The sequence below is a fragment of the Streptomyces venezuelae genome (assembly GCF_008642295.1).
Lineage (GTDB): Bacteria > Actinomycetota > Actinomycetes > Streptomycetales > Streptomycetaceae > Streptomyces > Streptomyces venezuelae_C.
Map to the genome: position 1 here is coordinate 4271098 of NZ_CP029190.1, position 15124 is coordinate 4286221.

At 70.2% G+C, this 15124-nt stretch carries 12 protein-coding genes; 4 read left to right on the top strand and 8 right to left on the bottom strand.

Translation table 11 applies throughout. The features are described from left to right. Positions 1–27: 27 nt before the first annotated feature. Both DEJ50_RS19065 and DEJ50_RS19070 read right to left on the bottom strand, forming a co-directional pair. Positions 28–2043 (bottom strand): CocE/NonD family hydrolase, encoded by a 2016-nt coding sequence (locus DEJ50_RS19065; RefSeq protein WP_150209182.1) that lies wholly within the window; start codon positions 2041–2043, stop codon positions 28–30. A gap of 16 nt (positions 2044–2059) precedes the next feature. Then, complete coding sequence (locus DEJ50_RS19070) at positions 2060–3544, bottom strand: peptide MFS transporter (protein ID WP_150209183.1); 1485 nt, start codon at positions 3542–3544, stop codon at positions 2060–2062. Positions 3545–3803: 259 nt separating this feature from the next. Between DEJ50_RS19070 and DEJ50_RS19075 the strand changes: the two genes are divergently transcribed. The 4 genes from DEJ50_RS19075 to DEJ50_RS19090 all read left to right on the top strand — a co-directional run bounded on the left by DEJ50_RS19075 (position 3804) and on the right by DEJ50_RS19090 (position 6963). Beyond that, on the top strand, positions 3804–4814 hold the full coding sequence (locus DEJ50_RS19075; protein WP_150209184.1) for a polyprenyl synthetase family protein: 1011 nt from the start codon (positions 3804–3806) through the stop codon (positions 4812–4814). 214 nt (positions 4815–5028) lie between these two features. Continuing rightward, positions 5029–6231 carry a LolA family protein gene (locus DEJ50_RS19080; protein WP_150209185.1) on the top strand — a complete coding sequence of 401 codons (1203 nt, stop codon included), beginning with the start codon at positions 5029–5031 and terminating at the stop codon, positions 6229–6231. A 97-nt stretch (positions 6232–6328) separates the two neighbouring features. Continuing rightward, positions 6329–6532: a plasmid partition protein ParG gene (locus DEJ50_RS19085; RefSeq protein ID WP_223837821.1), complete on the top strand. Its 204-nt coding sequence runs from the start codon at positions 6329–6331 to the stop codon at positions 6530–6532. Then, positions 6529–6963 carry a hypothetical protein gene (locus DEJ50_RS19090; RefSeq protein ID WP_223837822.1) on the top strand — a complete coding sequence of 145 codons (435 nt, stop codon included), beginning with the start codon at positions 6529–6531 and terminating at the stop codon, positions 6961–6963. The genes DEJ50_RS19085 and DEJ50_RS19090 overlap by 4 nt, the downstream gene beginning before the upstream one ends. Here DEJ50_RS19090 and DEJ50_RS19095 read toward each other — a convergent pair. From DEJ50_RS19095 to DEJ50_RS19120, 6 genes are all read right to left on the bottom strand, one after another. Further along, a complete protein-coding gene (locus DEJ50_RS19095; RefSeq protein ID WP_150209187.1) occupies positions 6953–8293 on the bottom strand; it encodes a M28 family metallopeptidase in 1341 nt (446 codons plus the stop codon). The genes DEJ50_RS19090 and DEJ50_RS19095 overlap by 11 nt on opposite strands. Before the next feature lie 206 nt (positions 8294–8499). Beyond that, entirely contained in the window at positions 8500–9447 is a 948-nt protein-coding gene (rarD, locus tag DEJ50_RS19100) for an EamA family transporter RarD (protein WP_150209188.1), read from the bottom strand. A 203-nt stretch (positions 9448–9650) separates the two neighbouring features. Continuing rightward, positions 9651–10727 (bottom strand): 2-oxoacid:ferredoxin oxidoreductase subunit beta, encoded by a 1077-nt coding sequence (locus DEJ50_RS19105; protein ID WP_150209189.1) that lies wholly within the window; start codon positions 10725–10727, stop codon positions 9651–9653. Further along, the gene (locus tag DEJ50_RS19110; protein WP_150209190.1) at positions 10720–12663 is read right to left on the bottom strand and encodes a 2-oxoacid:acceptor oxidoreductase subunit alpha; all 1944 of its coding nucleotides are present in this window, start codon (positions 12661–12663) and stop codon (positions 10720–10722) included. Before DEJ50_RS19110 ends, DEJ50_RS19105 begins: the two co-directional genes overlap by 8 nt. Before the next feature lie 141 nt (positions 12664–12804). Further along, entirely contained in the window at positions 12805–13464 is a 660-nt protein-coding gene (locus tag DEJ50_RS19115; RefSeq protein WP_317852586.1) for a response regulator transcription factor, read from the bottom strand. A 245-nt stretch (positions 13465–13709) separates the two neighbouring features. Then, on the bottom strand, positions 13710–15020 hold the full coding sequence (locus tag DEJ50_RS19120; RefSeq protein ID WP_150209192.1) for a sensor histidine kinase: 1311 nt from the start codon (positions 15018–15020) through the stop codon (positions 13710–13712). Positions 15021–15124: the final 104 nt, after the last annotated feature.

Consider the following 15124-nt stretch of genomic DNA (forward strand, 5'->3'; position numbering starts at 1 on the left):
AGCCCGGGTGCCCCGCAGGGCCCCGGCTCAGCCTGCCGCGCGCGGCAGCCGGCGTTCCCAGGTGCGGTGGAACACCACCTCCCCGCCCTCCCGGCACACCACCTCGTTCGAGGTCAGGAAGCCGCCCTCGTCGCACCAGGTCTCCGACCGGGTCTCCACCCGGGCGTCCCAGCCCAGCTCCGGCCGGTGCAGCCGGATCCGCCACTCCGAGCGGGCCCGCGCCGACAGCGGGTCCGACTCCTGGATCTCGTACACCTCGGACGCGTCCTCGCCGAACTCCAGGCCGTCCGGGTACACCCGGGTGCCCCCGTACCGGGGGTCCACCTCCAGCCGCCACATCCCGCGGGCCACGTCCCGTACCACCAGCCGTTCCGGACGGGGCTCGTCCAGGGTGACGGGGAAGGACACGCCCAGCGGCTCCGACTGTTCCGGTGCCTCGAACGCGACCGAGCCGTCCGCCGTCGCCGCCTCCGCCGAAGGGGACCGCACCGGCAGGGTCAGGGTGCTGCCCGCCGGGTCCACCGTCCAGCCCGCCTCCGAGCCGGCCCGCGGCCAGATCCACGGCCAGTACGCGGAGGAGAGGGCCAGCCGGATGCGGTGGCCGGGCGGGAAGGAGTGGCCGATGCCGTTGAGCTCGAAGGAGACCTCCTCCCAGGCCCCGGCGGGCCAGGGCACCGCCCGGTCCCGGCCCGTCCGCGCCGACAGGTTGAGCGCGCCCCGGGTGACCAGGGTCGAGGACCCGTCGGGGGCGACGTCGCAGAGCCGGGCGATCACCTGCCCGTACGGGACGTCCATGCGGAGGCGGACCGTCACCGAGGGGCGGCCCAGCACCTCCACGGCGGAGCCGTCCGGTACCGGGAACTCGAAGCAGGCCGACTTCGCGTCCTCCTCCCGCTGGTCCGGGGGCAGATCCGCGTCGTTGCCGAAGGGGAAGAACCGGCCCGCGTCCGCCCCGGTGTGCTGCGGGGAGCGCACCTGCACCGGCTCGCCCTGGAGGGCGTACGCCGTCGGCGTGACGTTCGGCGAGGGCCAGGCGGGGTCGGCGGCCCAGTGGCCGGGCAGCTCCTGGTAGACCGTGCGCGGCGGGTGCGAGTCGCTGATCCAGGAGCGCAGCAGCGGCTCGTCCATGACCCCGTTGTCGGCCCCCTTCAGCCAGTGGTCCCACCAGCGCAGGGTCTCCTGGAGGAAGCCGATCGCCGGGCCGGGCGGCAGTCCGCGGTCCGGGTACTGGTGGGACCAGGGCCCGATCAGGCCGCGGACCCGGTCGGCCGGCAGGTGTTCGGCGAGCCGGAGGACCGTGTCCCGGTACGGGTCGTGCCAGCCGCCGACCGCGAGCACGGCCGCTTGGATCGCCCCGTAGTCCTCGCAGACGCTGCCGTGCTTCCAGTAGTCGTCCCGGGTCTGGTGGGACAGCCAGGTGTGGATCAGGGGTTCCATGGATTCCAGGCGGGACAGCCACTGCTCCCGCCAGCCCTCGCCCGCGTACAGCGGGTCCGGCGGGCGGGCGGTGAAGGCCAGCATGGTGGCCGCCCAGGCGTGCATGTCCACGGCCAGCACCGAGCCGCCCATGTAGTGGACGTCGTTGTCGTAGCGGTCGTCGGTGGAGCAGACGGTGACGACCGCCTTCAGCGGCTCGGGGGCGAGGGCGGCGATCTGGAGGGAGTTGAAGCCGCCCCAGGAGATGCCGAACATGCCGACCGAGCCGGTGCACCAGGGCTGGGCGGCCAGCCATTCGACGACCGCGACCCCGTCGGCGAGTTCCTGCGCGTCGTACTCGTCGCCCGGGCGGCCGTCGCTGTTGCCGTGCCCGCGCACGTCCACCCGTACGGAGGCGTAGCCGTGCCCGGCGTACCAGGGGTGCCGCTGCCAGTCCCGGGGTGCGGTCCAGTCGGTCAGCCGGTACGGCAGGTACTCCAGCAGCGCCGGCACCGGTTCGGCGGTGACCGGGCGCCAGATCCGCGCGTAGAGCTCGGTGCCGTCCCGCATCGGGATCCGGACGTCGTCGTGCATGGTCTCGTGGGGGAACTCGGTACGGATGATCATCGGCGACCTCGAAGCCTCAGTGAACGGGGTGCATGGTGCGCTTGAGCCACGGTGCGAGGGCGATCACGGCCAGGCCGACGGCCACCGCGACGGCGCCGTTCACCCCGAAGTACACGGGGTTGGACACCTGGCCGTACACCTTCACGACCTGGGCCTGGATGCCGTTGGCCAGGGCCAGCGAGAGGAACCACAGGGCCATGGTCTGGCTGCTGAAGGCCTTGGGGGCGAGCTTGCTGCTGGCGGACATGCCGGAGGTCTGGAGCAGGACGTCGCCCAGGCCGAGCAGCAGGTAGGAGCCGACGATCCACCAGGCGGCCATCCGGTAGGTGTCCGTGGCGTGCCCGGAGGTGGGGATCACCATCAGCAGGAAGGACAGGCCGCCCAGGATCACCCCGAAGGCGATCTTGTTGGAGGCGTGCGGCTGGCGGCGGCCCATCCGGACCCAGACGGCCGCCACCACCGGGGCCAGCGCCACCTCGAAGGCGCCGAGCGCGGAGGCGTACCAGCCGGCCGGGAAGTCGAAGCCGAGGATGGTGGTGCGGGCGTTGGTCGAGGCGAGCAGCATCATCGTGGAGTACGCCTGGAAGAGGATGAAGTTGAAGGCGACCGAGGCGAGGAAGAGCACCACGTACGGGCGCAGCCGGCCGCGCTCCTCGGCGCTGACCTGGGGGCTGCGGAACATCAGGGTGAAGTAGACGACGGGCGCGATCACCGAGGCGAGGGTGAGGACGTCGACGAAGCGGTCCATGGTCAGCCACCCGGCGGCGGCGAGCAGAGCGCAGAGCGCGGACAGGGCGAGCAGGCCGCCGGCGATGGTCCACAGGGCGCGGCGCATGGCGTCGGGGGCGAGGGGGAACTCGGCCGAGTGCTTCCGTCCGGCCAGATGGCGGCGGCCCCGTACGTACTGCACCAGTCCGGCGGTCATGCCGAGGGCGGCGGCCGAGAAGCCCCAGTGCCAGCCCTTGTGCTCGCCGAGCCAGGCGGTGACCAGCGGGCCGGCGAAGGCGCCGATGTTTATGCCCATGTAGTAGAGGGCGAAGCCGGCGTCGCGCCGCTCGTCCGCCGTCCGGTAGAGCTTGCCGACCATGCCGGCGACATTGGGCTTGAGCAGGCCGGTGCCGGCGCTGATCAGGCCGAGGCCGGCCCAGGTCATGGCGGTGGTCGGGACGGCCATGGCGTAGTGGCCGCAGGCGATGAGGATGCCGCCCCACAGGACGGCCCGGTAGGAGCCGAGCATCCGGTCGGCGAGCCATCCGCCGGCGATGGAGACCAGGTAGACCAGGGTTCCGTAGGCCGCCGAGACGGATGCGGCGGTGCCGGGGTCCATGCCCAGGCCGCCGTTGGCCACGGTGTCCGCGAAGTACAGGACGAGGATGGCCTGCATGCCCAGGAACGAGAAGCGTTCCCAGACCTCCAGCCCGGACAGGGTGGCCAGGCCCCGGGGGTGTCCGAGGAAGGCGTGGTCGTCGGCGGGCGGCGGCTGGTCGGCTTCGGGGTCCACCGGTGCCGCCGGTTCTGACGGTTCTGCCGGTTCTATGCCAGTCTCAATTCTGGACAAAACGTATTCTCCGGTCGTTATAGGCCTCCCAAGAACATACCGGTGCCCTTCGGGTGGTGTGCAGAACGCGGACCCCACCTGGACCGCCGGGCCCTCACCGTGATCGAAAATGGACGGGATACGCTGGCTTGAGCGAAGGCAGCGACACATCGACAATCCAGGTGATCGTCACCGTGATCGGCAGCAGACAGGAGTACCCCTCGTGACCGTCGTCGGGCCGTTCGGACTGAGCGTGCGGGACCAGGCTCTTGAGACCGATGTCCAGGCCGGACTGGCGGCCGTGGAGGCGGGTCTGCTGGAGGCCACCAAGAGTGAGGTCCCCTTCATCACCGAGGCCGCACAGCACCTGGTGCGCGCCGGAGGCAAGCGCTTCCGGCCGCTGCTGGTGATGCTGGCCTCCCGGTTCGGGGATCCGCATGCACCCGGAATCGTGCCCTCCGCCGTGGTGGTGGAGCTCACCCACCTCGCCACCCTCTACCACGACGACGTCATGGACGAGGCGGACGTGCGCCGCGGGGTGGCCAGCGCCAACGCCCGCTGGGGCAACTCGGTGGCCGTGCTGACGGGTGACTTCCTGTTCGCCCGGGCCTCGCACATCCTGGCCGACCTCGGCCCGGAGGCCGTCCGCATCCAGGCCGAGGCCTTCGAGCGGCTGGTGACGGGGCAGATCCTGGAGACCGCCGGCCCGCGCGACGGCCGTGACCCGGTCGCCCACTACCTCGACGTCATCGCCGGCAAGACCGGCTCGCTGATCGCCGTATCCGGCCGGTTCGGCGCGCTGATGTCCGGTGCCGACGAGTCGGTCGTCGACATCCTCACCCAGTACGGCGAACGCCTCGGCACCGCCTTCCAGCTGGCCGACGACGTCCTCGACATCGCCTCCGACTCCCACGAGTCCGGCAAGACCCCCGGCACCGACCTGCGCGAGGGCATCCCGACCCTGCCCGTGCTGCGGCTGCGCGAGATGGCCGCCCGGGACGGCAAGGCCGAGGACCTGGAGCTCGTCGCCCTGCTCGAGAGCGATCTGACGGACGACGCCCGGCACGCCGAGGCCCTGGCCCGGCTGCGCGTCCACCCGGCGCTGGAGCAGGCCCGCCGGGACACCGTCCGGTACGCGGAGGACGCCCGCGCCATGCTGGCCCCGCTGCCCGAGTGCTTTGCGAAGTCCGCGCTGGAAGAGCTGTGCGACGCGGTGGTGCACCGCGCCGGGTAGTTCTCCCGGCGGTGCGACGGGCCCTTGCCACCCCCTACGGGATGAGGGAGCAAGGGCCCTTTCGTGTCATCCCACGGTCGTACGCGAATTGGCTCCGCGGACTGACGCGCCCCGGGTGCCCGGTTTGGTCAGATGGATGCAACAACCCCACCGCATCGGGTGAGCGTGGCGACACGGGGGTCGCCGCCACAGACACAGAGGGCAGGGCACTGACATGGCAGCGAACACGAAGACTTTCCGCAAGGCCGCGCGGTACGCCGTACCGGTCGCGGTGATCGGCGTGGTCGGCGCGACCGTCGCACTGGTCCCGGCCTTCGCGAACGCGGGCGGCCCCGACCTGCCGAAGATCACGGCTCAGGAGCTGATCGAGAAGATCGCCGCCTCGGACGTGGAGCAGCTGTCGGGCACCGCCAAGATCAGCACGGATCTCGGTCTGCCGAAGCTTGCGGGCGGACTGCTCGGCGGGGGCGGCGGGGTGGCCGGCGGATCGGCGGACCCGACGGACAAGGTGGCCCAGCTCGCCTCGGGGACCCACACCTTCAAGATCGCCGCCGATGGCCCGGACCGCCAGAAGCTGACCTTCCTGGACGGCAAGGACGAGTACAGCCTCACCCACAACGGCAAGGACGTGTGGGGGTACGACAGCAAGTCCAACGAGGTGTACCACGAGAAGGCGGACGAGGCAGCGGCTGCCCCGGAGCGCAAGACCGCGGAGCGGCTGCCGGCCACGCCCAAGCAGCTGGCCGAGGAGGCCCTGAAGGCGGCCGGCACCACCACGGAGGTCACCGTCGGCGACACCGCGCAGGTCGCCGGGCGGGACGCCTACCAGCTGGTGCTCAAGCCCAAGCAGTCCGGTTCCACCGTGGACTCGGTGCGGATCGCGGTGGACGCGAAGAACGGCGTGCCGCTGCGCTTCCAGCTGCTGTCCGACAAGGGCGGCAAGCCGATCGTCGACGCGGGCTTCACCCAGGTCGATTTCAAGAAGCCGGCCGCCGACACCTTCGCCTTCACCCCGCCCAAGGGCGCGAAGGTGATCGAGGGCGACTCCGAGCACGGCAAGGACGGCAAGGAGTTCAAGGGCCTGGAGTCCATCCCGGGCCTGGACGGTCTGACCGGCGGGGCGCTGGACGGCAAGGGCGGCGGCGAGATGAAGGTCCTCGGCGAGGGCTGGGCCTCGGTCGCCCGGATCGACTCCGGCACGGGCAAGGGCCTCAAGGAGCTGGAGAACGACAAGAACGCGCCCAAGGAGGCCAAGCAGTTCCTCGACTCCCTCGGGGACAAGGCCACCGGCAAGTTCGGTGAGGGCCGGATCTTCTCGACCCGTCTGGTCAACGCCCTGATCACGGACGACGGCAAGGTCTACATCGGCGCGGTCACCAAGGACCAGCTGGTGAAGACGGCCAACGCCGACAAGTAGCCACGCCTGCACCGAGGGTGGCCCGGGACCTGTGTCCCGGGCCACCCTTTGGCCGTTCCCGTATTGCGTACAGCAACGCCGCTGTACGGTGAGGGGCATGTCGAGACACGTCACCATCCGCCTGGACGAAGAGTTCCACGAGCGCCTCAAGGCGCGTGCGGCGGCACTGGGCACGACGGTCACCGCGATGATCACCGAGGTCACCGAGCGCGAACTGGACGAGGACCGGAGGAACTTCCTCTCCGGGATAGAGGAGTTCGCCGATCACTGGGGCTACTTCCAGGAGCGGTTCGGGAATTGAAGATCACCATGGAGTGGGCCTGGACCGCACTCGCCCACCACCTCCCGTCCGATCCCGCCGTGTGGGATCCGTCCGGAGTGGCGGCTGCGGTGGCGCGGCACCAGAACGACCTGGTGCTCGTTCCCGAACAGCCGGCTCCGGACACGGCCTGGCGGGCAGCCGCCTTCCTGCACACGCTGGCCGTGTGCCCCGCGCTGGAATCCCCGATGAACGAGTTCTACGCCGCCGCGGCCACCCGCTCGTACCTGCGGGTGGCCGGGGCCAGGCAACTGCCTTCGCCGGAAGCGCTCGGTGATCTGGTGGAGGCCGCGAAGAAGGGCCGGGCGGACATCGCCGCGGTGGCCGAGGAGCTGCGCGCCCAGATCCAGGAGCCGCCGCCGGCGGTGCTCGGCGACGGCTCCGGTGGTGGCGGCTCGGAGATCAGAAGGTGATCTTCCAGCTGTTGATGTAGCCGATGTCCTGCGCGGCCGTGTCCTTGACCTGGAGCTTCCAGATCCCGTCGGCGACCTCGGAGGAGGCGTTGACGGTGTAGGACTGGACGAGGTTGTCGGCGCTGCCGCCGCTGCGGTTGTGCAGGTTGTAGACGGTCCCGTCCGGGGCGACCAGGTCGACCACCAGGTCACCGCGGTAGGTGTGGACGATGTTCACGTCCACCTTGGTGGTGGCCGGGGCGTTGCCCGCGACACCGGAGACCGTGATCGGCGAGTTCACCGCGGCAGCGGGGGAGTCCGGGATGTTCACGTCCGCGGTGTTCTCGAAGGACTTCCCGGGCGGCACCGGGGTGCCCGCGCCCAGGTTCCACAGGGCGTAGGCGATGGCGTCGCTGTTGCGGTCCAGGGCGGTGTCGTTGACGCTCGCCAGGGTGTCGCAGGCGGAGTGGTAGCAGCGGTCGAAGGCCTGGCCGGCGGTGCCGCCCCACTTCTGGGCCTGGGCCGCGGACTTCGTCCGGCTGGCGCCGGTGAACAGGCCGCCGACCGGGATGCCCACGTTCTTGAACGAGGCGTGGTCCGACCGTCCGTCGCCCTCGGTCTCTATTTCCGTCGGGACGCCGATGCCCGAGAAGTAGTTCTTGAAGGTCTGCTCGATCGCGGGGTCGTCGTCATAGACGAAGTAGCCCGCGTTCAGCGAGGCGATCATGTCGAAGTTCAGGTAGCCCGAGAGCTTCGACCGCTCGGCGGCCGGCAGGTTGTTGACGTAGTACTTCGAGCCGATCAGCCCGAGCTCCTCCGCGCCCCACCAGCCGAACCGCAGGTGCTTGGTGGGCTGGAGGCCGGCTCGCGAAACCGCCAGGGCGTTCTCCAGCAGAGCCGCCGAACCCGATCCGTTGTCGTTGATGCCCGGGCCGGAGGTGACGCCGTCCAGGTGCGCGCCGGCCATCAGCACCGAATTGGGGTCGCCGCCCGGCCAGTCGGCGATCAGGTTGTAGCCGGTCGCACCGCTGGTGGTGAACGTCTGCAGGGTGGTGGTGAACCCTGCGGCGTCCAGCTGGGCCTTCACGTAGTCGACCGAGGCCTTGTAGCCCGGCCGCCCGTGGGCGCGGTTGCCGCCGTTGTTGGCGGCGATGGTGGAGAACTGCTGGAGGTGTGCCTTGACGTTGGCCACCGGGATGTCCGGCGGGGTCGGTGCCGCGGCGACCGCTGACGGGGCGGTGACCGCAGAGGGGGCGGCGAGCGCGGTGGGAGCGGCGGCGGCGACCAGGCTGCCGACCGCGAGCGCGGCGGCGGCGAGGACGGCAGGGCGTCGTGGAACGGACAGACTCATGTGGGGGCTCCGGGATTCCGAACGGGGATGGAACGGAAACGTGCGGGGATAGAGCGTCTGTGCGAGCCCGATGTTCAGCGAGAGTGTGACTATCCGTCAAGAGCGTAATCCGGTCACGGTGGTTCGCTTAACGGACAATCACCCGCACGCGTGATGCGTACGGGCGACTGCGGGACGGAGGATGTTCGGTTACGCGGATGGAGCCGCTAGGCGGGCTGCGCCGGCTGGGACGGGAGCGGTTCGAGCGGCGCCGCCTCCAGCGGGGGCCGGGTGCGCCGCGCCGCCCGCAGCGCGTCCCAGGTGAGCAGCGCCAGCGCCACCCACACCAGGCCGAAACCGGCCCAGCGCTCGGGCGGCATCGCCTCGTGGAAGTAGACGACGCCGAGGGCGAACTGGAACACCGGTGCCAGGTACTGGAGCAGCCCGAGGGTGGAGAGCGGGACCCGGATGGCCGCGGCGCCGAAGCAGATCAGCGGCAGCGCGGTGACCAGGCCGGTGGCGGCGAGCAGCGCGGCATGGCCGGCGCCCTCGGAGCCGAAGGTCAGCTGGTCCCGGCCGCCCAGCCACAGCAGGTAGCCGAGGGCGGGCAGGAACAGGATGGCGGTCTCGGCGGCCAGGGACTCCACCCCGCCCATGTTGATCTTCTTCTTGATCAGCCCGTACGTGGCGAAGGAGCAGGCGAGCACCAGGGAGATCCACGGCGGGCGGCCGTAGCCGATGGCGAGCACCAGCACGGCGGCGGCGCCGATGCCGACGGCCGTCCACTGGGCGGGCCGCAGCCGCTCGCCGAGGACCAGGACGCCCATCCCGATGGTGACGAGCGGGTTGATGAAGTAGCCCAGGCTGGCCTCGACCACCTGGCCGTTGTTGACCGCCCAGATGTAGACGCCCCAGTTCACCGTGATGAGGGCGGCGGCCAGGGAGGTCAGGGCGAGCTTGCGGGGCTGCTGGACGAGGGTGCGTATCCAGCTCCAGCGGCGCAGCGCGAGCAGGATGACGCCCAGGACCGCCACGGACCACACCATGCGGTGGGCCAGGATCTCGACGGCGTCGGAGGGCTTGAGGAGCGGCCAGAAGAGGGGGACCAGCCCCCACATTCCATAGGCGCCGATTCCGTAGAGCAGACCCGTGCGCTGCTCGTTCTCCGCTTTCACGGGCCCTCCTGGGTGGTGCAGGCGTATTCCGGCCAACCTCTCGACGGTAGCGCCGGACGCCCCGAATGTCATGGCCGTCAACAGTGACACTCATGACATCGTCAAGCGCCTGGGGGGGGCAGACGGCAGACGGCAGAACGGGAACGGGCCCGGAGCTCATCCAGAGCTCCGGGCCCGTCCGGGGACGTGCAGGCGGCAGGCGGTCAGCCGATGACCGTCCAGGTGTCGTTGCCGGTCAGCAGCCGGCCCAGGTCGCCCTTGCCGAACCGCTCGATGGCGGTGTCCAGCTGGTCCGCCATCTGCGTGTCGTAGACCGGGCGCTCCACACTGCGGAACACCCCGATGGGGGTCTGGTGCAGGGTGTCCGGGTCGGCGAGCCGGGACAGCGCGAAAGCGGTGGTCGGCGAGGCGCTGTGCGCATCGTGGACCAGGATCCGCCCCTCGTTCTCCGGGGTGACCGCCACGACCTGGAGGTCGCCGGTGGCCGGATCCCGGACCACGCCCTTGCCGCCGTCCGCGCCGAACCGGATCGGCTGCCCGTGCTCCAGCCGGATCACGGCGTCCAGCGCCTGCTCGTTGTCCTTGAGGACCTCGAACGCGCCGTCGTTGAAGATGTTGCAGTTCTGGTAGATCTCCACCAGCGCCGTGCCCGGGTGGTCGGCGGCTGCCCGGAGCACCTCGGTCAGGTGCTTGCGGTCCGAGTCCACCGTGCGCGCCACGAAGGAGGCCTCGGCGCCGAGCGCCAGGGACACCGGGTTGAAGGGCGCGTCCAGGGAGCCCATCGGGGTCGACTTGGTGATCTTGCCGACCTCGGAGGTGGGTGAGTACTGGCCCTTGGTCAGACCGTAGATCCGGTTGTTGAACAGCAGGATCTTGAGGTTGACGTTTCGCCGCAGGGCGTGGATCAGGTGGTTTCCGCCGATGGACAGCGCGTCGCCGTCACCGGTGACCACCCACACGCTCAGGTCGCGGCGGGAGGAGGCCAGCCCGGTGGCGATGGCCGGGGCGCGACCGTGGATGGAGTGCATCCCGTACGTGTTCATGTAGTACGGGAACCGCGAGGAACATCCGATTCCGGATACGAAGACGATGTTCTCCTTGGCCAGCCCCAGCTCGGGCATGAAGCCCTGCACGGCTGCCAGGACCGCGTAGTCACCGCAGCCCGGGCACCATCGAACCTCCTGGTCCGACTTGAAGTCCTTCATGGACTGCCGGGCCTCGGCCTTGGGGACCAGGGAGAGCAGGGAATGGCCGGCCGGTGCAGCCGCCGTCTCAGTCATTGATGGCCTCCTTGAGAACCGTCGCGAGCTGCTCCGCCTTGAAGGGCATTCCGTTCACCTGCGTGTACGACTGCGCATCGACCAGGTACTTCGCCCGGATCAGCATGGCGAGCTGCCCGAGGTTCATCTCCGGCACCACTACCTTGTCGTAACGCTTCAGGACCTCCCCGAGATTCCTCGGGAAGGGGTTGAGGTGGCGCAGATGGGTCTGTGCGATCGGGACTCCGGCGATCCGCAGCCGCCGGACCGCGGCCGTGATCGGCCCGTAGGTGGAACCCCAGCCCAGGACGAGCGTGCGGGCCCCGTCCGGGTCGTCCACGTCCAGGTCCGGGACCTCGATGCCATCGACCTTGGCCTGCCGGGTGCGGACCATGAAGTCGTGGTTGGCCGGGTCGTAGGAGATGTTGCCCGTGCCGTCCTGCTTTTCGATGCCGCCGATCCGGTGCTCCAGCCCCGGGGTGCCGGGGACCGCCCACGGGCGGGCCAGCGTCTCGGGGTCGCGCTTGTACGGCCAGAAGACCTCGGTGCCGTCCGCCAGCTCGTGGTTCGGCCCGGAGGCGAACCGGACGCGCAGGTCGGGGAGGTCTTCGAGGTCCGGGATCCGCCAGGGCTCGGAGCCGTTGGCCAGATAGCCGTCGGAGAGCAGGAAGACCGGGGTCCGGTAGGTCAGGGCGATCCGGGCCGCGTCCAGGGCGGCGTCGAAGCAGTCCGCCGGGGTCTTCGGGGCCACGATCGGGACCGGGGCCTCGCCGTTGCGCCCGTACATGGCCTGGAGCAGGTCGGCCTGCTCGGTCTTGGTGGGCAGACCGGTGGAGGGACCGCCGCGCTGGATGTCGACGATCAGCAGCGGCAGCTCCAGGGAGACCGCCAGACCGATGGTCTCGGACTTCAGCGCCACTCCGGGGCCGGAGGTGGTGGTCACGGCGAGCGCCCCGCCGAAGGCCGCGCCGAGTGCGGCACCGATGCCGGCGATCTCGTCCTCGGCCTGGAAGGTGCGGACGCCGAAGTTCTTGTGCTTGGAGAGCTCGTGCAGGATGTCCGAGGCCGGGGTGATCGGGTACGAGCCCAGGTAGAGCGGCAGATCGGCCTGCTGACCTGCGGTGATGAGCCCGTACGAGAGGGCCAGGTTGCCGGAGATGTTCCGGTAGGTGCCGGGCGGGAAGGCCCGGGTGGCCGGGGCGACCTCGTAGGAGACCGCGAAGTCCTCGGTGGTCTCGCCGAAGTTCCAGCCGGCCCGGAAGGCGACGATGTTCGCCTCGGCGATGTCCGGCTTCTTGGCGAACTTCTGCCGCAGGAACTTCTCCGTGCCCTCGGTGGGCCGGTGGTACATCCAGGACAGCAGCCCCAGCGCGAACATGTTCTTGCTGCGCTCGGCCTCCTTGCGGGAGAGCCCGAAGTCCTTCAGAGCCTCGACCGTCAGGGTGGTCAGGGGCACCGGGTGGACGTTGAACGCGTCCAGCGAGCCGTCCTCCAGCGGGGAGGTCTCGTAGCCGACCTTGGCCATCGGGCGCTTGGTGAACTCATCGGTGTTGATGATGATCTCCGCGCCGCGCGGCACATCGCCGATGTTCGCCTTCAAGGCCGCCGGATTCATCGCCACCAGGACGTTCGGGGCGTCGCCCGGCGTCAGGATGTCGTGATCGGCGAAGTGCAGCTGGAAGGAGGAGACACCCGGAAGGGTGCCGGCAGGGGCGCGGATCTCGGCGGGGAAGTTCGGCAGCGTGGAAAGGTCGTTTCCGAACGACGCGGTCTCCGAAGTGAACCGGTCACCGGTGAGCTGCATTCCGTCGCCGGAGTCACCCGCAAAACGGATGATCACACGGTCGAGGCGGCGGATTTCCTTGCCACCGGGGCCCGCCGGCGTGCGCTGCCCGCCGACCACGGCCCCTCCTGCTCCGTCGGACTGCTCGGCTGGGCTACTGACCTGGCTGGTCACTGAACTGGACCTCCTTCGAGGCTGGCGCCCCAAGGCCAACCCTACGTCCGTAAGGATGACCTTCATCGGGTCGCTCATATTCTGGACGGCTTTTTGAGACGGCCGGTTCAATTTGCCAATAGCTGACAGAATGTCAGTTGATCAGGAATTCAGATAGGTGAGGACCGCCAGCACGCGCCGGTGATCCCCGTCACTCGGCGAGAGGCCGAGCTTCATGAAGATATTGCTGACATGCTTCTCGACCGCTCCATCGCTGACCACCAGCTGTTTCGCGATCGCGGAATTCGTGCGGCCTTCGGCCATCAGGGCCAGCACTTCGCTCTCACGGGGGGTCAGTCCCGCAAGAACATCCTGCTTCCGGCTGCGGCCCAGCAGCTGGGCCACCACCTCGGGGTCCAGCGCGGTACCGCCCCGGGCCACCCGCACCACAGCCTCGGTGAACTCGCGCACGTCGGCCACCCGGTCCTTCAGCAGATACCCCACCCCGGTGCTCGAACCGGCCAGGAGTTCGGTGGCGTACTGCTCCTCCACATACTGCGACAGGACCAGTACCCCGATGCCGGGATGGTCCCGGCGCAGCCGCACGGCCGCCCGTACCCCTTCGTCCGTATGCGTGGGGGGCATCCGGACATCCGCCACCACCACATCCGGCAGCGCCTTCTCGGCCGCCAGCCCGGCGACCGTCTTGAGCAGGGCTTCTGCGTCCCCGACGCCCGCAACGACGTCATGCCCCCGGTCGGTCAGCAGCCGGGTCAGGCCTTCACGGAGCAGCACTGAATCCTCGGCGATGACCACCCGCACCCTGTCTTCCACGTTTCAGCAGCTCCTGCGTGTACTCGTTTCCGGCATTGGCTGAGCCAAGCATCCCAGCCTCGCGTCCCGGACAGGGCCAGCCTTAAGCACGAGTGGAGATCCAGGTCGGAACGCCGCACACGGCCGGACAGGGGACGTCGCCGCACGGCGGTACGCACACGGAACCGGCCGGAGCCCGCAGGCCCGGCCGGTTCAAGGGACTGGGTGTCCCCGGTTGCCCGGTCGCCCGGTGGTCAGTCCCGCCAGGGCAACTCGGCGATCACGGTCGTCCCGCCGCCGGCCGGGGACTCCATGAGCAGGACGCCGTCCACCGCGCCCAGCCGCTCGCCCAGCCCCGCCAGGCCGCTGCCGGCCGAGGTGCTCGCCCCGCCCCGGCCGTCGTCCGCGACCTGGATCAGCAGCCGCTCGCCGGACTTCCACACGTCCACCGAGGCGGTCCGGGCCTGCGCGTGCTTGCTGATGTTCTGCAGCAGCTCGGAGACCGTGAAGTACGCGATCCCCTCGATCGCGGCGGCCGGCCGCGCGGGCAGCTCCACCGCCACCCGGACCGGCACCGTGCAGCGGGAGGCCACCGAGGACAGGGCGGCGTCCAGCCCGCGGTCGGTCAGCACCGCCGGGTGGATGCCGCGGGCCAGATCGCGCAGCTCCTGGAGGGCGATCTTCACCTCGCCGTGTGCCTCGTCGACCATCCGGGCGGCTGCCTTCGGGTCCTCGGTCAGCTTCTCCCTGGCGAGCCCCAGGTCCATGGCGAGGGCGACCAGCCGGGCCTGCGCGCCGTCGTGCAGATCGCGCTCGATCCGCCGCAGATCGGCGGCGGCGGTGTCGACCACGATCCCGCGGTCCGACTCCAGCTCGGTGACCCGGTGGGCCAGCCGGGACGGTCCGAGCAGGCCTGTGACCAGCAGTCCGTCCACGGTGACCAGCGCGCGGATCACATACGGGGTGACCAGGGTCAGGGCCAGCCCGGTCAGGCAGGTCAGGGTGACTCCCCCGAAACCGGCGAGGTGGAAGGTGTAGTCGTCGTTCTGGAACACCTGGAGTCCGGACTGCTCGGTGAAGACCGGGAAGACCCAGAACCACAGCGGGTAGAGCAGGAAGGCCCAGCCGTAGGTCCAGAGGACCAGCGCGAGGGTGGCGGCGAAGACCGCCCACGGGAAGTGGAGGAGGGAGTAGAGCAGATGCCGCCAGGCGCTGCCGCTTTTGAGCACGGCGCCCATCCAGGCGAGCACACCGTCCTTGCCGGTCCGTACGGGTTCGGGATCGGCGACGTCCAGGCGCAGCAGGTGCCGGGCCCGGGTGCGCTCGAAGGCTCCGAAGCCGCGGCACATGACGAGTGTCGCGGCGAGTACCGGGAGGCCGATGAAGGTGACGAGCAGGCCGGCGCCGAGGCTGATGCCGGTGATGGCGAGCGAAAAGTACAGGACGCTCAGGGGAAGCCCGAGCATCAGATAGCCGAACTCCCGCCAGGTCCGCCCCTCGACCGGCGCCCGCAACACCGCCGACCGCCGCGGCCCCCGCTCCACCGTCCCACTGCCGTTGCCCATGTCCCCGACCCCGTCCCGTCCTGTCGCATCCGACTACCCGTCGCCCCCCACCTTCCCCCGCCCCCACCCACCCCCTCCATGAGGCAGGTAGCCGTCCTCACCGG